A 17,996-nucleotide genomic window follows, 5' to 3' on the forward strand; every position below is an offset into this window, starting at 1 on the left:
TACAGTATCTGTAGCATTTCTCAAAGATGGCCCAGTGCCCGGGGAGGGATATATGGCTGCCAAGGTGACGTTTTTTCAAGTGGGTACGGGTGACATGACGTTGATCCGGTTGGCCGATACGTTGGTCACCACCATTCTGATTGACTCGCGGATCCGCCAGGCTGCGGACAACCCAGACGATGACACTCCTGACGTGGGCAGGGCATTGCGAGAGCGGCTGCAGTGGGATGCCAAAGACCGCCCATTCGTCAACGCCTTCCTATTGAGTCATCCTGACCAAGACCACTGTGCAGGCCTGAGAAATCACTTCTGGCTTGGCGATCCTGCGGACTACCCTGACGACGGCAAGGATCGTTGGGAGAGGCGGATTTTGATCCGTGAAATGTGGTCGTCGCCTCTGGTATTCCGTCGGAGTTCGAAGAACCACATCCTCTGTGACGACGCGAAAGCTTTCGATAAAGAAGCGCGGCGGCGAGTGATCTACTGGCGCAATTATCGCATTGCAGGTGATGGGAACCGCATTCGCATCATGGGCGAAGACAACCAGGGGAAGACTGACGATCTTGGCCCAATCCTGGTTAAAGCCGGCCAGACTTTCAGCCAGATCGCAGGTGAAAACCTTCCGCAGTTTTTCACCTCGCACCTGCTCGCACCGGCACCGCATGAAGATGATGCGGATCTTGAAGAAGACCTGACAAAAAACGAATCGAGCGTGATCATGAATATTCAGATCTCGCCGTCGGCTTACTCGCAAACCAAAACCAAATTCCTTGTTGGCGGTGACGCTGAGGTATTGATCTGGGAGCGGATGTGGAGTCATTACGAGTCCACGCCCGAGGTGCTTGAATATGATCTGCTCCTAGCTCCGCACCACTGTTCCTGGCACACGCTTTCGTGGGACAGCTGGTCGGGCAAGGGCGAGAACGCCAAGGTAAGTTGGGATGCCCGTCAAGCCCTGAGCCAGGCACGCAATGGTGCAACGATCGTTTCCAGCAGTGTTGAGATTCTCGACGATTATTGCGATCCACCCTGCATCCGGGCGAAGCGTGAGTATCAGGGCATCCTGGACGAAGTTGATGGTTGGTTCTCTTGCACTGGGGATCTCGGTGAGAAGGCTTGCATGGACTTCGAGGTTCGGTCGGATGGTAAGGTCAAACTGCTGGCCGTTGCTGCAGCGCTTGCTGGAGCTGTACCGAGTTCCGTAGCGGCGTCGATTCCGCCACGCGCTGGCAAGTTCAAATGATCGATTACTACGAGCTCGGTGAGGTTTTGGACTGTGCAGATGAGGATCACCTCTATCCCCATACCCAGGCACTCCTCAAAGCTTTACGTGCTTGTCCCTACACCGATGTTCGAGAAATCAGGAAGGACAAACCAGGGACGATAATCAGCGAATACATTGTCATCGATGCCGGCGACGGTACAGTGGATTCGGGTAATCTCGGAGGAGTCAGGCGACGCGAGCGATTGGCGGTCGGTGTAAACCCCGACTTCCGCGTGCCGGTAGTAGTCTACACGCTGCGCAAAGACTTCCCTGTGCTGTCGCACCAGCATCCACCTTCCATAGGCGGGGCTAGGGTGCTTTGTCTGTACGACAGCAATTGGTCGACGGTCGAGCGAACCTGGACGCCGGAGCGTTTCATCGCTCGAATGTTCTGGTGGTTGCGAGAGTCTGCTCTGTTGAAACTGCACCGGAGTGATCAGCCGGTTGAGCAGCTTTTTTACATGAGCCCTTACCAGCTTATCCTGCCTTCCAACTATACCGATTACGCAAAATCGGGTAGCAACACGTTGACCATTTGCAAAGTGGATGTAGGTGACTCGATCATCTTGAGGGCCGATCCCACTCGGCCAGGCGACCAGTCGAAGCTGGTCAGGATGGTCTCAATGGTGGTCAATCCTGTGGGATCCCCAACGTTGGCTCGCTATCCAGAGACCTTGGGTGATCTGCATGATCAACTCGTAAGCTGGGGCAGCGACCTCTATCAGTCGCTTCATGCGACCGTTTACGACGCCATTGAAGGCGGTGTTTCTGCTGCTCCCGCCCAAGGCCAAGGTGTACTCATTACTGTCTGGATTCCGCGCGTACGCGACGGCGAGGCTGAACGCTTTGACGTAGCTGGGTACATGCTGGACGTCTCTCTGTTTGACCTAGCAACGGCCCTAGATATGCTAGGCCCCCCTGATTCGAAAGGGCTGAGTCACCGTAGCGTGATCCTCGGTGGAGCTGGCAGTATTGCCTGGCGATTGATCCCGCTCATGTCGGTAGAAGTTCGAAGTGCTCTCACAGCCAAAGTCGCTCGTGATCTATCGGGCACCCCTGAGGAGAACAGTGACATCCAAGGCGTCCTGGCCGGGGTGGGGGCGTTAGGTAGCGTGTTGGCTGATCTATGGATTCGCCAAGGCTGGGGGCGGTGGACGTTCATAGACCCTGATCGGGTGCTGCCTCACAATTTATGCCGCCATGTGGCGTTCGATTTATACATTGGCCGGCCAAAGGTCAACGTAGTGAGGGATCTGGCTGTAGAAATCTTTCCGAACTGGGATCCACCCAAGGCAATTGCCAAAAGCATACTTGAGGATACCGAGGAGATCGCCTCGTCGTTGAGCGTTGCCCAAATCTTGGTGGATGTAACGACAACGTTGGAGGCACCACGTGAGCTCGCCCGTAGACCGGAAGCTCCCCGCACCGTGAGCTTGTTCGTTACACCTTCAGGTCTCTCAAGTGTGATGATTCTCGAAGATCAGGACAGGCTTCGGCGCATTGACGGTCTGGAGGGACAGTACTACCGAGCGATACTGGAAAACGAGTGGGGTCATCAGCACTTGGCCCAGCCTCTGGGGGATCGCTGGGTGGGCGGTGGCTGTCGTGACATTTCGGTAAGGATGTCGGGTGAATCTATTCATGGTCATGCAGGAATTCTTTCCAGGCAGCTTCGGCAGTCAGTCGCCAAGTCGCAGGCAAGGATTTGTGTCTGGGAATCAGATGACCGATCCGGATCAGTTACCGCTCATGAGATCGACACCGCGCAAGTGCATACTGCGCAATCATCTGGCTGGACGGTGAAGTACGACGAGTCACTGGTTCAGAAATTGTACACCGCTCGACAGAAGGCCCTTCCGAACGAAACGGGTGGCGCAATCCTCGGCGTCACGGATCTCAAAACGAAGACGATTGTCATTGTTGACGTTCTGCCGGCACCGCCGGACAGCGAGGCCAGTCCGAGCCATTTCATTAGAGGGCAAGAGGGCCAGGCAGAAGCGCTGGAGGTAGTACACAAGCGTACTGCTGGCATGGTGGATTATGTGGGCGAATGGCATTCGCATCCCGACGGTTGTCCGGCTCGCCCGAGTGAGCTCGACGAGAATTTGCTGAGTACCCTGCATAGGCAGATGAGCGTTGAAGGATTGCCAGCGCTGATGGTGATCGCTGCCAAAGGTGCTGTAGGGATCTTTGTGTGTTGATTCACCAAGCACCCAGGCCCACTGCTCGTCAGTAGCCATGAGATGAACCTTTTGGCTAATAGAGGAGGCAGTGGGATGATGCCTCCCGCCGTCGGGGTAGAAATCGTATTTTTCTCTATCGGGCGAACTCTGGTGGGGGAATGCGTTGACGGCGTGATCCAGCAGGTTTTCTCATCACCCCTTTCAAGCGCTCAGCAGGACCTTCTAACTCGGACGGCGACTGAATCGCCCTGCGTTTTGTAGATACCTCGCTTCCCTAAACTGAGGCCGAGTACGAGGAGCCCTAAGCAAGCCGCGTCTGGTTGAAAACACAACGGCGATAAAAGGGTGAATACGAGGGAACGTCTTATGAGAGTTCAGAGCAATACAGCAGAAAGGCAAAAGCCCGGTCGTTACCGGGCTTTGCAGATCCCTCAAGGGGAGGTAAAGCTGAAGTGCCTCAAGGGCTACAAGCCAAACTCTACGAGCGGTTGGCGCTCATGTCAACGCTCTGCGTGTAGGTCGAAGTAGTTAGGATATGTGTACCGTAATGTGTAGTCGTCAGAGCTGAGACAGTCCTGTCTAGCACTGTGGGCAGGTTACCATGCCGCAATCTGTAGTCGATACGAAGACTACTAATCTTATCTATTGGGTGTTTCTCAACGGTGCCATAACTGACTCTACGTCCAGACCGTTCATGAGGCAGTTGTGTGCTATCACTGACAGAGCCTCGAAAAGCTTGTCTCGCTGTATTGCCAACGCAGCGTTCTCCGCTTGAAGACTTGCAATACGCTCTTCGAGACTCCTGCGCCGGCGGGCACCATCCGGATCCCTCCCGCTTTCCCTCATTTGAACAACACGAGCGGCCTCAATTCTGTCTCCACGGTCACCTCCTAGCGTAGCTCGGCTTGTCAGGCCCAGCCGGCGCTGCACCTCCGGTCGGGAAATGGGAGCGAGCTCCACTCCTGAGCTAATCATCTGGGCGAGGAGAGCGTCTATTGCTTCGTCAAGAGTGCCGCCCCTCAATGTCTGTCGTCGCGTCATAATTGCCCCTAGTCATCTGAAACCGAACTGTGTCGTTTGTCCGAGTCCGCAACCGTCATTGGACGCCCACTTTGAAACACGCGTTGTACACCTGCATTGGTGTCGCGTGCTAGGACGGATTTTAGATTATTGAGTTTCTCCTGTTGGTCCGCCAGCCATACATCGCTGCCTGCCTCTCCGGCGCCGGCATCGCGCATGATAGTAATTGCGGCCGTAAGATTTTCGGCTTGTTTCTCAAGGTTCGTCCGTTCCGATGGAGTGCCCATCAGATGGAGATGCGAGCAGCCATTCCAGCACTGAAGATGCTTAGGGCAGGGCGCTTGGGAGAAGTCGTGAATGCAACCTCCAAAGGGTGTCACGTGCAGCGCCGTTGCGTGTACGGTGAGGAATGCTTCTGCCGTGATCGTGCCTTTATCTGACAGCAGCGCATGGTAACTGTCGGTCAAAGCGCCCTGGATGCGCTTATCTCTTATGCCCGTATGTAGAAAGTCAATACGCTCGTGATGACTATTAAACGCCAAGAACTCTTGATGGGCAGCAGTATCTTCTTCAATGCTTGTGTGTTGGTAATAGACATTCTGGTCTATGCGTTTTCGACCAAGGGCCAATGCCTGCTGAACATTACTCATGCCTGTAAGATGGTAAATAGTATTTCGCCAGTGGCGCGGTTGATGACTAGTTAGCTTGATCGGCGTCCCGTCCGCCTCCAATAATGAACGGCGCGAGAATATGGACGAGAATTGCGGATCCGCACCGAGAGCCCGGTTGATGTCAGCCAACATGACTCGCCGCGGTACGGCACGGAACACATTGCTCTCACGGCCACCTAAACGAAATTGGCCGTCAAACGCAATTGCAAGCGTTTCGCTAGTTGTAAGTACTTTCCGAGGCATACCACCGAAATTCTCCGTTAGCACCTCATGACCGCGCAACTTAGGAATGAGTAACTTTTCAATCTCACCGGCTAGGTACCTCCGCCTCCTAGCTTCAGTGCGTTTAAGCTTTGTTTCATCGTCGAATGGGGCAACGCCATTTCTAGAAAGATACAAGTAGAGATTCCGACCTGAGCTTAACCCGTCACTAAATCCAAGCCACTCGAGAACTTGATTTTCAGTCAGAATTGCCTGCGGCGAGTAATGCCAAAGACGTCCCGGATTGGCTTCTTGCCATCTAGCGATTTCTCGCTGTTCATGCGTCAGTACCTTGAGTCGTTTGACTGCACGCCTAGCTAGAGGAATGTCACTTTTTGCAAACCAATGAACACGAGATTGAAAATGTTTTTCCGCAAAATATCTGATTCCACATTCGATCAGACGCTTGCCATTTGCATCTACAACTACCTCGCCTGTTGCTCCTTTGATTGGCCTTTCGACCCAACAGTCAAAAGGAATTACCGCTACCTCGTTCCCCCTTTGGCCTGTCGCGATCAGTAAATCGATAACTCGCAGCAAGATTTCTTCGCCGTCATTAAGTGGGTTATTCGAGCAAAGGGCGTAGGCCTCCATCGCCTCCCGAGAGGGTAGCCTCTCGTCAGATTTACGCTGTTTTACATCACGATCAGGATCATGCAGTGAAATGTAATCGTGACGACGCTTTTCTGGTTTTGCATCGTGTTCAAAGTGGATGGCGATCTCGGTTAATTGCAGGCTATCAATCGTATCGGCTACTACTTGAAGATGAGAGATCGCGTCGTACAGATTCTTGTAACCACTTCGGCTGAGGAACTCTACGACGCGATCAAAATCGCCTCTTGTCAACTCTGTTGGATCAGATGCGCCGCGCTCAAATAAGGGGTTGTACAGCCGCCGTATAGCAATATTGTATGCAGCCACCATCGAAAACTTCAGGCTCCGGGTGCGCTGTAAATACACAATCAGGGCCTTGTTAAAATCTTGGAACACGAGGGGGAGTGGGCCCTTCGCCGGAGAAGGATAGCCCGTTTTTTCGAGTGCTTGTCGGTGCGTCTCGAAGGTGAGCGTATTTTGCTTTCCCCGTTGCGGTAACCAGCCTCCGACGCCCCATAACGATGACGCCCACAGTGTTGAAATCGGTAACGAATGGAAAATCGCTTGTTCTTGTGTAACAAAACCTTCGAGGCGTTGATTTGCTCTAGACAGCGTCATCTGCAGCATCCTCAGTTTGTTGCCGGCAGCGCTCGATCGTAGCGCTAACCGCGAGAATGGTTGTCTGATGCTGGGCCAGGGGCCGGTTGTGAATGATATCACCGGCTAGTTCTGCCATATCAATGAACCGTTGGACCTCTCGCTGGAGCGCATCCTTTACCTGCTCATGGCGGCCGTCAGCAAAGGGGTGGAACTTCTTGCAGGTGTAGCACGCGTATATAGGATTGTAGGGGCAGTGGGTATGGACGGGCAGGGCGCAGGCACCAATATCGCCTATGTACTGCGTATCAATGACGCCTCGGACGGCTCTTTCAGGAGCAGTATCGCGGCGTTGGACGATTTTCCCCGTTAGTAAACTGCGCATGATACGTTGATAGGCCGGGCTCTTCCCCAGTGCTTTCTCTTTGATACGGGCAATGTTGGGGGTGGCCGTTACGTAAGCACGCGCCGCAACCGTGCTGTTGTGTCCGAGCAGTTCGGCAATCATGTCTGCCGGAGTACCCTGATCCGCCAGGCCTTGCCCGAGGTGATGACGCAACAATATGGATACCTGATTCGGCCTATCTATACCAGCTTCACCCAGCTCGTGTTTGAGACCTGAACCGATTTCGCTAACCGAGAGACGCCTTCCACAAGGATTGACAAATAATGGTTCACAGTCGCTACCAAAACGGTGTTGAATTTCTAGAATGTGGCGTGAGATTTTCACCCCCAGGCGCGAGGTTATTTTACGGGGGCGCCGCTCAGGTCTGAGTTGGCCAACTTTTTTGGCCATGGGTAGCCACAGGGTGTAGTACTTCTCGTGATCAGCGCTTTCAATAAACTCAAAATCAGCAATGTCTAGCGAATGAAATTGAATCGATCGAGGTGCGAGTTCGAAACCTAAGTGAAGTACTATATTAAACTGGACATCCTCCCAAGAGTCAGTCAAAGATTGTCGTTCAATGCGTTTAAGCAATAGAATTTCCTCATCGAGTTCCAAGCCTGACTGAGAGAGAAAAATTCGAGAGTAGGGAGATGAGCGTTCGGTTTTGAAGTCCTTGATCTTTAGATAAATATCGTTACTAAATCCGGCAATTCCTCTATCCATTACCCAGCGATAAAGCGTGCGAAAGACGACTACGTACTCTCTTGAGCTGTTCCAACTGTTGAATGCACTAATAATTTCGTCGGCTGCCCAAGGGAATTTCAAGGAAATATCACTTTCCGAAACCCGATGGAGCATTCTGGCGGCCCTATATGCAGTTGAAGGGGAGTATTTCTCTAACATATGTGCCATAAATGCCTTTGCTATTTCGACAAACTCCGAGCTCAACTTTAGACCAGACCAATCAATATTCATTGCCGTTCCGCCGTCGTACCACGTCCAGACGTTCAATCGAGTATCGACATACTTTGGCTGGTCATTAGTGCGAGTCCGAATCGTAACGTAAGCGGGCCCCCTGAACACGTAAGCTGGAAAAGAGGAGGCCGGTGATGCGTGTTCTTGATCGGCTGATTTGGTCACGGCGTACCTCCTTAACTGTCAAGTCGGCTCCAGGCTGCCGAGGTGCGCTGGGCATTGTGGAGGTTGGCCGACTCGGCTAGATAACGACCTGCGTAACGGCGTGGCATAGTCGAGGTCTCAGACCAACCGCAGACTCGCCGTAGTTCGTCCGTGGCCAGCTCGAGGTCATGCCCACGCTTTTCGATCAGGTAAGCCAAAAAGTGGTCTGCAAAGGTGTGGCGAAAGTCATGCGCAGAAAGTGTAGGCAACAATCCTGGATGAGCCAGCTCAATGGTCAGAAACAGCCGATCAAGAACGTTAGACAACGCGCGGATCGACAGCGGGCGGCCACGATCCGAGATGAACAAATAGCGATACAGCAATTTCATCGGTTTACCGTCACGCAGAGGGCGCCGGTCGCTCTGGATATAGCGCTCGTAGACCTCATACAACTGTGCGGAGATGCCTACGGTCCGCCCATGTGTTTTGAGCGCAGGCTCTTCAATGCGCGGGTCGCGGGGATCATGTTCGCGATCATTGATGCTGACATAGGCGTGCTGAGACCCTTTATTGATATCCGTGGTGTAGAGCTTCAGAAGCTCTCCGCGACGGATGCCGGTCTCCAAGAGCAATTCAATCATTAGCCAGTTACGCAGTTGCAAACGTTCTGGGAACGGATTCTCCGCAGCGCCAGGGCGAATCAGTGTGCGAACGATCTGTAGTTGCGTATCTGTCAGGCTGCGGTAACGAGTGCGGTCGGGACGAGCATTGATGATATGGCTCTCAAAGCGCCGCTCAATGACGTCAGCTACATCGGCAAATACCACGTTGATGTCAGCCTGTGTGGCTGAATTCTGACGGGCGCGCGGGATGTAACGGGTGACGCACCAAGACAGGTATTTCTTCAGCAGGCGCAGGTACTGGTCACGTGTTCGTGAACTGATCTGCTGAAAAAGTACAGTGCCAGGTTTGCCGATTCGGGCGATCAGATTATCGGCATGACGGCCACTTTGGAGCCAAATAGCGTAACCGTCCAGCAAAGCCAGAATCGCCTCAAAGTGGCAGGCCAAAATGGCCTCATCGATATCCATATCTCGGCTTTTGGCATAGGCGTAGAAAGCCTGGATCGCGCGCAGGTGCGCCGCAGCCGTGTTGTAAGCGCGGTGCCTGAGTTTGAGTTGGACGTAGATGAACGGAATGAGTATGGGCAACGGCGTCGCATCACCAGCTTGTACAAGCAGCGGTAGTCGTTGACCTGAAGAGAAACGGCACTGAATCAGTTTCATCGACAGCCACCTCATTCAAGGAATCGTCATGAACACTATGGACATGGCCCGTTGAGAGAGTAGACGTCAAATACGAATTCGTCGAATCAGTGACTTACGTGGCTTATGAACATATCTGACATAGCACCTGATTTAACATAATATACATTATGCGTAATACGATGTTACGTCTTGAGGGACAATGCCCACCGGATTTCAGCAGGCAAAACCCCTCTTGGCCATTGGCCAAACCTGCGTCGTCTCAAACCTGAGCGAAACCGCCATCCACGAACATTTCGCTCCCGGTCATAAAGCTGCTTTCTTCCGAAGCCAGGAACAATGGATTCTGGCTTGAGGTGCGCACTAGGCCGAAAAAACAAACCATCCATTTCACTTGCTAGCTTGCAACCCAGGTTTTCATTCTTCAGGATAACGTCCCATTCCAACGTCTGAATAAGGTTCTTCCCATGAAGCTACTGCGCATCTGGCGTGAGCGTCAGGAACGCAAAGCGCTGCGTGCACTGCCGAAGCTTGAGCGTGCAACACACAAACTGCGCAACCGTTATCCGCAATTCAGCTTTGGTATTGGCACCTATGGCGATCTCAAGGTACATGACTGGAATGAAGGAACGACATTGCGCGTAGGCGCTTATACTTCGATTGCCGGCAACGTCGAAGTGTACCTGGGCGGTCATCACCGCATCGACTGGCTAAGCTGTTATCCGTTTCCCGCCAAGGTCGAAGAAGTTGCCTATATTACTGACTTTGGCGGCAGCAATGGCGACGTGGTGATCGGCAATGATTGCTGGATCAGTTCACATGCAAAGATCCTTTCGGGTATCACCATTGGCGACGGCGCCGTTGTGGCGGCCGGCTCGTTGGTGACCAAAGATGTGGCGCCCTATTCAATAGTAGGCGGAAACCCGGCCAAGTTTATCCGTTGGCGTTTTGATGAGCCTGTTCGCCAGGTTTTGGAACAATCCGCCTGGTGGTATTGGCCTGAGAGCGAGGTACGTAGTGTCGCGCATCTGCTGTGCAGCTCTGATATCGAGCCGTTTATCGAGTACTTAAAACAACGTCAATAAGATAACTCGCTCTTGGCTATCGAGCGCTTTAGCCTGGATATACGTCATATGAACCTTCGATTGCGCTGCAGCATGGACGTTATAGCTAAATCCAGCGCCGGGAGCTTCGCAATTTTCCCGGTACTGGATTCGGCCTTATCAGGCCGCAAGTACCATAACGTCAGCGTCATTATGCGTAATACGATGTTACGTCTTGAGGGACAATGCCCACCGGATTTCAGCAGGCAAAACCCCTCTTGGCCATTGGCCAAACCTGCGTCGTCTCAAACCTGAGCGAAACCGCCATCCACGAACATTTCGCTCCCGGTCATAAAGCTGCTTTCTTCCGAAGCCAGGAACAATGCCGCGGCGGCAACTTCTTCCGGCTTGCCGATGCGGCCCAGTGGCAACTGCGTGATCATACCGTCGACGATCGCATCAGCCTGGCCCGTTGTGGCCAATGCCGAATCCAGGCCAGGTGTCGAGATCGGTCCTGGCGAAAGCACGTTGATGCGTATGCCCGTGCCTTTCAAATCCAGCGCCCAGCTCCTGGCGAAATTACGCAGCGCCGCCTTGGTGGCGCTATACACGCTGAATGCCGGCGTACCCATGCTTGCCGTCGTCGAGCCGGTCAGGATCACCGAGCCGCCCGCGCTCATCAGCGGCAAGGCCTTTTGCACGGTGAACAATGTACCTTTGACGTTGATACCAAACGTGCGGTCAAAAGACTCTTCAGTGATCGATCCAATGGGCTGGAAATCCCCAAGCCCTGCATTGGCGAACAGGATGTCGATCCGCCCCTTGTCCGCCTTGATTTGCGTGTAAATACGCTCAAGGTCGTCCAGCCTGGAAATGTCGCCCTGGATCGCAACGGCGTCGTGGCCGATGAGCTGCAACGCCTTGTCCAGTTCCGCCTGACGGCGTCCCACGACAACGACCTGTGCACCTTCATCAGCGAAACGTATGGCAGCGGCCAGTCCGATGCCGCTGTTCCCGCCGGTAATGACTGCAATTTTTCCGATGAGCCTGTTCATGATGGTTTCCCAAGAAAAGTTGAGGCCCAACTGTAGATCCGCGCTTTTAATTTGAATAGTATGCACCTTTTGGTAAGTACCCAATCAGTGAGCACGAGCATGGCCAATAACGCTTTCAGTTGCGGGCTCGACGCGGCCCTTGCAGTCATCGGCGGGAAGTGGAAACCGCTGGTTCTTTATCATCTGGCGAAGGATGTTCACCGTTACGGCGAATTGAGACGCGCCATTGGCGGTGTGACCGATAAGGTATTGATCCAGCAATTGAAAGAACTGGAGCGCGACGAAATCATTGCGCGTATGGACTTTCAGGAGATACCGCCCAAGGTCGAGTATTCCCTCACGCCTTTCGGGCAATCCCTGGCCACTGCGCTGGGCGCGCTGTGCGCCTGGGGGACGGAGCATATGGAAACGGTCGAGCGCATCAGCGAGCGAAGAACAACCGCCCTCGCCCAGCCTTCAGTTTCCTGACGTTACTCAACTCAACTAAATGACTATTTAGTTGAGTTAAATCAATAATTTACATTAAAAACCATCAAAGGCGAAAACGATCGACTGACTGTGAGAGCTCACCTGCCAGCAAGGACAACTCATCCGTCGTCGAGGCCGTTTGTGTTATCACCCGGGTATTGTTTTCCGACATGCCCGCGATCATCTCCACTTGATGGGCAATTTCATTACTGGCCAGGCTCTGCTCGCTGATGGTGCGGGAAATATCGTTCACCAGTTCCGTGGTATTGAGGGTGGCCTGCAGAATCTCGCGGATGGCGCGCTCGACGTCAGCGGTCACCGCCATGCCTTTATCGACTTGGGCGACGCCCTCCTCCATGCTGGTCACCGCCTCCCGGGTGCTTTGCTGGATACGCCCGACCATGCTGGCGATTTCCTGGGTGGATGCACTGGTGCGTCCGGCCAGGCTGCGCACTTCATCGGCGACCACCGCAAAACCACGCCCCTGCTCACCGGCGCGAGCGGCCTCAATCGCGGCGTTCAGGGCCAATAGGTTGGTTTGGTCGGCGATCCCCTTGATGACCTGGATAATGCTGAAGATCGCTTCGGATTCCTTGTCCAGTGTACGGATCACCAAGGCCGACTGCTGCGCTGAACGGGCAATGCCGTCCATGTCACTGACGACCTGGTGAATCACCCGCCCACCATCGGTGGCCAAGGCTTGCGCCTGGTTGGCCATGGTCAGGGCTCGTCCGGCATGGCGGGTGATTTCCTCAATACTGGCGGTCATTTCACTCGCCGCTGCGGCCATGGTACTGGCGGCGGCGCTCTGCTGTTGGCTACTGCCTGACACCTGATGGCAGCCATGGCTCAGTTGCTCGCTCATGCCATTGACGCCCTGGGCATTGCTGCGCACCACTTCGATCATGCCGCGCAAATCCCGCTGCATTGTGGCGAGGCTACGGATCAGCGCGCTGGCTTCGTCCTTGCGTTTGGGCTCGATAATCGGCTCGCTCAAGTTGCCATGGGCAATGCTGTCGGCAATACGGCTGGCGGCCTGTAACGGCCCCATAATGCTCAGGGTGACCCAGCGCCCCTGCGCCAGGAGCAGCAAAAGACTGGCAATCAATACCGCGCCCAGGGTGAAGTTGGCGTTGCTGATAGTCTGGCGCGTCTCGCTGCCGGTTTGTTGGGTGTTGTTTTCGATCAGGCCACTCAAGGTCGCCATCTGTTCTTCCAACTGGCTGAAAATGCTGTTGAACGCGCCCAGATCGGCACGAGCAGCCTCTGGATTCTCCAAGGCCAGCGCGACGATACGCTCGCTGGCGCTGATATAGGTGTCGAGACTCGGTTTGATTTTTTCCAGGGCGGCCTTGAGCGTGTCATCCAGCGGCAGCTTGAGGTTATCTCCCAATACCTGCCGGAAGTGTTCGGCATGCTCGTTCAGCGAGGCAGTGACCTCGGCTTTGGTGCTGGTGCTTTTGCCCAACCCCACCAACATCGCCGACAACACGTCGGCGCGCAGGGCGTCGTGCATCATGTCGGCTTCCATATGGTTGCGCAGCACCGTCATGCTGACCTCGTTGTCCCGCACGGCATCGCTCATCTGGTTATTCCCCAGATAACTGGCCAGGCTCATGATCAGGGCGGTGATCAACCCGGTCGCAATCAACAACATCAAGCGTAGTTTGATCGTCATGCTGGTTTTCCCCATAGCCTGGACCGCCGGTTGGTAGCCCTACCGCTTGAACATCACTGAACACGTTATCGGCTGAAGCTCTATGTTATTGAAGCCTAAGTTCGAGCAACTGCGCGGTTTACCTCAAAGCCGGTGCAGCGGCTTGTTTGCAGGGAAGCGGTTCTTTAAGCTGATCGGCCTTTGCTTCGCCCGGAACTGCCATGCCCAAACGTATCGCCCACCTCGCCGTGCTGTTGGGCCTGATCACCGCCGTCGGCCCCTTCGCCATCGATATCTACCTGCCCGCGCTACCGACCTTGGGTGCCAGCCTGAGCGCTTCGCCTTCGGCAGTGCAGATGAGCCTCACGGTGTTCTTCATGATCATTGGTGTGTGCCAGTTGTTCTATGGCCCGATCAGCGACGTATTCGGGCGCAAGCTGCCGATCTACGCCGGCCTGTTGATCTTCGCCGTGGGCAGTATCGGTTGTGCCTTGGCGCCGAGCATTGAAGTATTGATTGGTTTTCGCGCGGTTCAGGCCTTTGGTGCGTGTGCCGGGATGGTGATTCCCCGGGCGATTGTGCGCGACCTGTACACCGGCCATGAGGCCGCGCGCCTGATGGCATTGCTGATGCTGGTAATGAGTGTGTCGCCGATCCTGGCCCCGCTGGCCGGTAGCCTGGTCATCTCGCTCTGGAGTTGGCGCGAGGTATTCGTGGTACTTGCCGTGGTGGCGCTGCTCTGCCTGGTGATGACCATCGTGCAACTGCCCGAAACCCACCCCGCCGAACGCCGGCTGGGCAAGACCCTGGGCAGCGCGTTCGGCAGCTACGGCGCCCTGCTGCGCGACCCGGTGTTCACCGGGTTGTCGGTGGTGTGCGGGTTTGGCCTGGCGACGTTCTTCGTGTTTATCGGCAGCGCACCGTTCGTATATATCGAGTATTTCGGCCTGACGCCGACCCAATTCAGCCTGTGCTTTGCGCTGAACGCGGCCTCGTTCTTTGCCATGAGCCAACTCACCGCACGCCTGAGCGCACGCTTTGGCCTGGCGCCGTTGATTCGCTGGTCGGTGGTGGCGGTAGCGGCGGTCATGCTCGTGTTGGCCACCACCACGCTGTGGGGCAGCCACTTGGCCTTGATGATGACGCTGCTGTTTATCGGTTTTGGCTTTCTCGGCTTGCTGTTGCCGGCCGCCGGGGTGCTGTCCCTGGAGGATCATGGCGCGGTGGCCGGTTCTGCGTCAGCCCTGCTCGGTGCCATTCAGATGATCACCGCGGCCGCGTCCATGACCCTGGTCGGGTTGTTTGCAGACCACACCCCGGCCCCCATGCTACTCGGTATCGCGCTGTGTGCCGTGGCCGCAATGCTCACCACTTTATGGACCTTGCGCCGTCTGCCGGCACACTTGCGCTCCAGTGGCCTGCCTTCGCCGTAACCATTCGTCGGGCCTGGAAGGCATCCATTACAACTATCGCGGGCGGGCAAACACCTAATTCCATAGCACCCTTAAACAGCTACGGAGTTTGAAATGACCGACTACCCTCGCCCGCCTTTCGCCCCTCAAGCCCAATCGGTACCCGGCTCCCAGAAAAAAATGGACCCGTACCCCGACTGCGGCGAGCAGAGCTACAACGGCTCAGGCCGGCTGGCGAATAAAATCGCCCTGATTACCGGTGCCGACAGCGGTATTGGCCGCGCCGTGGCCATCGCATTTGCCCGCGAAGGCGCCGATGTGGCGATCGCCTACCTGGACGAACATGAAGATGCCCGTGAAACCGCACGCTGGGTCGAGGAAGCCGGTCGCCAGTGCCTGTTGTTGCCCGGTGACATCGCGCAAAAGGCCAACTGCCAGGCGCTGGTCGACAAGACTGTCGAACAGTTCGGTCGCATCGATGTGCTGGTGAACAATGCTGCCTTCCAGATGACCCACGAAACCCTCGAAGAAATCGAGGATGAAGAGTGGGTCAAGACCTTCGATATCAACATCACCGCGATGTTTCGTATCTGCAAGGCTGCCCTGCCCCATATGAAGGCCGGCAGTTCGATCATCAACACCAGTTCAGTCAATTCCGACATGCCCAAGCCGACGTTGCTGGCCTATGCCGCCACCAAAGGCGCGATAGCCAACTTCACCGGTGGCCTGGCGCAGTTGCTGGGCAGCAAGGGTATTCGCGTCAACAGCGTCGCACCCGGCCCAATCTGGACGCCGTTGATCGTGGCGACCATGCCCGATGAAGATGTGCAGAGTTTTGGCAGCGAAACACCGCTGGGCCGTCCTGGGCAACCGGTAGAGGTGGCGCCGATCTATGTGCTGCTGGCCTCGGACGAAGCCAGCTACATATCGGGCTCCCGTTACGCCGTCACCGGCGGTAAACCGATCCTCTGATCCTGCACATTACCCGGTGGGAGAGGCTTGCTCCCTCCCACACGGTTGAACAGTGCGCTGATCGTTTACAAATCAAACCGGTCCACCGCCCGCCGCCGCTCGTTGTCGTCACGCACGTCATAACTGGCGGTGGTCTGGATATTGGTGTGGTGCGCCAGTTTCTGTGCGATCGACAGGTCGTGCTCTTCGATCACCCGCGTGATAAACGAGCGGCGGAAATCGTGGGGCATTATCTTCACGCCGACCTGCTCACCGCGCTGACGGGCAATGTAGTAAATCGCGTGCTTGGTGATGCGCTCGCGTGTGATATGGCTGCCCCGACGGATGCGGTTGAAGAGAAAGGTATCGTCTTGTTCACCTTCCTTGAGCTGTTCGCGGCGAAACGCCAGCCAGGCCTGCAACTTGGCGAAAGCCCAGTCTGGCGCGTACTTGACCAGCTCCTTGTTGCCCTTGCCGATCACCCGCAAGCTGCGTTCCTGGAAATTGATCTGCCCCAGGTCGAGGTTGACCGATTCCGACTTGCGCATACCTGAACCGTAAAGGATGCCGATCACAGCGGCATCGCGCAGGCCCTGGGGGCGCGGGTCGGCGGCGCAGACTTCCATCATTTCGCGGATCAGCGTGCGTCGCAGGTTGCGCCCCTGGCCCAGGCGGCTGCCAGGAGTCGCCTTGACCGAACGCATCTTCAACAGATGCTCCTGGCTGATCAGGCTGATGCGCCAGGCTTCGTTCATCACCCCGCGCACCGCGTTCACATACAACGATGAGGTATTGGGGGCATAGCCGTCCTCGCGCAAGGCAGCGACGAGCGCGATCACGTGTTCAGGTTGCAGCAGGTGCCAGTCAATGTCTTCGAGGTTGATGTCCTCGTACCCCAGGCGGTCGGCTGCGTCTTGCAGCACATAGCGCATGGTCAATTGGCTGGAGGGGGCCAGGCGAGTGAGATAGAGGGTCAGTGGATTGCGGATAGACTCAGTCAAGGTAGATCAGCCTTTGGATTAAATACCTCGATCAAGTCATTGTTAAATCGAGGTATTTAGTGAATGGCGAGGGGCGAGTCTAACGCAGGACCCGCCCGCCTGCCACATCACGGGGCCGTTTCGTCATCCTCGGTGGGTTCCTGAGGCTGAGGTAGGGTCTGGGACTGGCTCCACTCGGCATCCTGCTTCTGCATCAGCGCAAACCAGTGCTGGCGCATGAACGTCAGGTAGTTCTCCGGCGCCTTGGCAAAATCCTTCTCGTCGGTATAGCAACCCGGCAACGGCAGCTCGGTACCCTGCTCCTTATACTGGCTGACCAGCGCCTGTTGCCCGGCTACGCTGCAGTCCTTGGGCAACGGCATGCCGCGCAGTGCGCCGGCCTCTTCGTCCCACCAGCTTGCGCCGTAGCGGTCGACACCGCGCAAACGGTACTTCTGCGACTTGCCCACATGCATGATCAGCTTGAATTCGTTAGGGCTGACATCGCTGGTGCAGGTACGCGAGTAACCCACGGTAGCCTGGGTGAGGCCGTCGCCGGCCAGGTCGGTGACCTTGGTGGCAGCCATGTCGAAGTGCAACGCCGCGTCGAACTCACAATGCTGTACATCGTCGTAGAGCATCCACATGCGTTTGGGGCGGTCGCCATCGATCAGGTATTGGGCTGCATAGACAAATGCCGATTGGGTGCCATCGTCCTCGCGTTCATTGAGTTGTTCGGCGAGCACCAGCAGGTTCTTGCCCTGACGGTCGTCCCATGTATAGGCGGCAACCTGCTTACCACGGACTTCAACGCCCTCCGGCACCTGGGTGACCGGGGTCAGCGCCACCCCCTCATCGGCCTGCACGGTCGTGATACACGCCATCGTCATCAACAAGCCCATCAACGCGGGCCGCAACTGGCCACGCAAAAGCTGCACGCTATTCATCCGAGTACCCTGGCAAGAGATGGCTTACTTTACCGGCACTTGAGCGGCAATGCAGAGAAGATTGTTGAATAAATTCGGCGGTCGAAGCCGTTGTTTGCCCGCAGGCTCCCATCAGCGGCCA

Annotated in this window: 13 protein-coding genes and 1 pseudogene; 6 read left to right on the forward strand and 8 right to left on the reverse strand. The window is 55.6% G+C overall.

Annotated elements, in window-relative coordinates; translation table 11 throughout:
- Window positions 1–52 precede the first annotated feature (52 nt).
- Window positions 53–1,243 (forward strand): metallohydrolase, encoded by a 1,191-nt coding sequence (locus A7317_RS13145; protein ID WP_069076004.1) that lies wholly within the window; start codon window positions 53–55, stop codon window positions 1,241–1,243.
- Complete coding sequence (locus A7317_RS13150) at window positions 1,240–3,465, forward strand: Mov34/MPN/PAD-1 family protein (protein ID WP_069076005.1); 2,226 nt, start codon at window positions 1,240–1,242, stop codon at window positions 3,463–3,465. Before A7317_RS13145 ends, A7317_RS13150 begins: the two co-directional genes overlap by 4 nt.
- 1,031 nt (window positions 3,466–4,496) lie before the next feature.
- On the opposite strand, the gene A7317_RS13160 is transcribed toward A7317_RS13150, so the two are convergent.
- From A7317_RS13160 to A7317_RS13170, 3 genes are read right to left on the reverse strand one after another with little or no spacing between them, the layout of a single operon-like run.
- Window positions 4,497–6,611: a hypothetical protein gene (locus A7317_RS13160; protein ID WP_069076007.1), complete on the reverse strand. Its 2,115-nt coding sequence runs from the start codon at window positions 6,609–6,611 to the stop codon at window positions 4,497–4,499.
- Window positions 6,598–8,118 carry a site-specific recombinase gene (locus tag A7317_RS13165; protein ID WP_069076008.1) on the reverse strand — a complete coding sequence of 507 codons (1,521 nt, stop codon included), beginning with the start codon at window positions 8,116–8,118 and terminating at the stop codon, window positions 6,598–6,600. The genes A7317_RS13160 and A7317_RS13165 overlap by 14 nt, the downstream gene beginning before the upstream one ends.
- Window positions 8,119–8,129: 11 nt before the next feature.
- The gene (locus A7317_RS13170) at window positions 8,130–9,383 is read right to left on the reverse strand and encodes a tyrosine-type recombinase/integrase (RefSeq protein WP_069076009.1); all 1,254 of its coding nucleotides are present in this window, start codon (window positions 9,381–9,383) and stop codon (window positions 8,130–8,132) included.
- Between the two features lie 446 nt (window positions 9,384–9,829).
- Here A7317_RS13170 and A7317_RS13175 point away from each other — a divergent pair, with 446 nt between their 5' ends.
- Entirely contained in the window at window positions 9,830–10,447 is a 618-nt protein-coding gene (locus A7317_RS13175; protein ID WP_024075416.1) for a CatB-related O-acetyltransferase, read from the forward strand.
- 263 nt (window positions 10,448–10,710) lie between these two features.
- Here the strand turns inward: A7317_RS13175 and A7317_RS13180 are convergent, their stop codons facing one another.
- Entirely contained in the window at window positions 10,711–11,460 is a 750-nt protein-coding gene (locus A7317_RS13180) for an SDR family NAD(P)-dependent oxidoreductase (RefSeq protein ID WP_069077397.1), read from the reverse strand.
- A 99-nt stretch (window positions 11,461–11,559) separates the two neighbouring features.
- Here A7317_RS13180 and A7317_RS13185 point away from each other — a divergent pair, with 99 nt between their 5' ends.
- Window positions 11,560–11,928 (forward strand): winged helix-turn-helix transcriptional regulator, encoded by a 369-nt coding sequence (locus tag A7317_RS13185; RefSeq protein WP_024075414.1) that lies wholly within the window; start codon window positions 11,560–11,562, stop codon window positions 11,926–11,928.
- Window positions 11,929–11,992: 64 nt separating this feature from the next.
- Here the strand turns inward: A7317_RS13185 and A7317_RS31565 are convergent, their stop codons facing one another.
- Both A7317_RS31565 and A7317_RS31570 read right to left on the reverse strand, forming a co-directional pair.
- A complete protein-coding gene (locus A7317_RS31565) occupies window positions 11,993–12,856 on the reverse strand; it encodes a methyl-accepting chemotaxis protein (protein ID WP_371128904.1) in 864 nt (287 codons plus the stop codon).
- Window positions 12,851–13,621: pseudogene (locus A7317_RS31570) on the reverse strand (MCP four helix bundle domain-containing protein); the annotation flags it as partial. The pseudogene A7317_RS31570 and the gene A7317_RS31565, both read right to left, overlap by 6 nt.
- Window positions 13,622–13,806: 185 nt before the next feature.
- Between A7317_RS31570 and A7317_RS13195 the strand changes: the two are divergent.
- Window positions 13,807–15,018, forward strand: coding sequence for a multidrug effflux MFS transporter (locus A7317_RS13195; protein WP_069076010.1), 1,212 nt, complete (start codon window positions 13,807–13,809; stop codon window positions 15,016–15,018).
- Window positions 15,019–15,111: 93 nt separating this feature from the next.
- The gene (locus tag A7317_RS13200; RefSeq protein ID WP_069076011.1) at window positions 15,112–15,969 is read left to right on the forward strand and encodes an SDR family oxidoreductase; all 858 of its coding nucleotides are present in this window, start codon (window positions 15,112–15,114) and stop codon (window positions 15,967–15,969) included.
- Between the two features lie 65 nt (window positions 15,970–16,034).
- On the opposite strand, the gene A7317_RS13205 is transcribed toward A7317_RS13200, so the two are convergent.
- Both A7317_RS13205 and A7317_RS13210 read right to left on the reverse strand, forming a co-directional pair.
- Window positions 16,035–16,949 (reverse strand): site-specific integrase, encoded by a 915-nt coding sequence (locus A7317_RS13205; RefSeq protein WP_024075410.1) that lies wholly within the window; start codon window positions 16,947–16,949, stop codon window positions 16,035–16,037.
- A gap of 107 nt (window positions 16,950–17,056) precedes the next feature.
- On the reverse strand, window positions 17,057–17,875 hold the full coding sequence (locus tag A7317_RS13210; protein ID WP_069076012.1) for a M949_RS01915 family surface polysaccharide biosynthesis protein: 819 nt from the start codon (window positions 17,873–17,875) through the stop codon (window positions 17,057–17,059).
- Window positions 17,876–17,996: the final 121 nt, after the last annotated feature.

Origin of the sequence: Pseudomonas fluorescens (assembly GCF_001708445.1) — a bacterium.
GTDB lineage: Bacteria > Pseudomonadota > Gammaproteobacteria > Pseudomonadales > Pseudomonadaceae > Aquipseudomonas > Aquipseudomonas gorinensis.

What these genes read in the sequence shown, in the direction of transcription:
- A7317_RS13145 (WP_069076004.1), top strand. Translation starts at nt 53, where the DNA reads ATGGCTGCCAAGGTGACGTTTTTTCAAGTGGGTACGGGTGACATGACG.
- A7317_RS13150 (WP_069076005.1), top strand. Translation starts at nt 1,240, where the DNA reads ATGATCGATTACTACGAGCTCGGTGAGGTTTTGGACTGTGCAGATGAG.
- A7317_RS13160 (WP_069076007.1), bottom strand. Translation starts at nt 6,611, where the DNA reads ATGACGCTGTCTAGAGCAAATCAACGCCTCGAAGGTTTTGTTACACAA.
- A7317_RS13170 (WP_069076009.1), bottom strand. Translation starts at nt 9,383, where the DNA reads ATGAAACTGATTCAGTGCCGTTTCTCTTCAGGTCAACGACTACCGCTG.
- A7317_RS13175 (WP_024075416.1), top strand. Translation starts at nt 9,830, where the DNA reads ATGAAGCTACTGCGCATCTGGCGTGAGCGTCAGGAACGCAAAGCGCTG.
- A7317_RS13180 (WP_069077397.1), bottom strand. Translation starts at nt 11,460, where the DNA reads ATGAACAGGCTCATCGGAAAAATTGCAGTCATTACCGGCGGGAACAGC.
- A7317_RS13185 (WP_024075414.1), top strand. Translation starts at nt 11,560, where the DNA reads ATGGCCAATAACGCTTTCAGTTGCGGGCTCGACGCGGCCCTTGCAGTC.
- A7317_RS31565 (WP_371128904.1), bottom strand. Translation starts at nt 12,856, where the DNA reads ATGCAGCGGGATTTGCGCGGCATGATCGAAGTGGTGCGCAGCAATGCC.
- A7317_RS13195 (WP_069076010.1), top strand. Translation starts at nt 13,807, where the DNA reads ATGCCCAAACGTATCGCCCACCTCGCCGTGCTGTTGGGCCTGATCACC.
- A7317_RS13200 (WP_069076011.1), top strand. Translation starts at nt 15,112, where the DNA reads ATGACCGACTACCCTCGCCCGCCTTTCGCCCCTCAAGCCCAATCGGTA.
- A7317_RS13210 (WP_069076012.1), bottom strand. Translation starts at nt 17,875, where the DNA reads ATGAATAGCGTGCAGCTTTTGCGTGGCCAGTTGCGGCCCGCGTTGATG.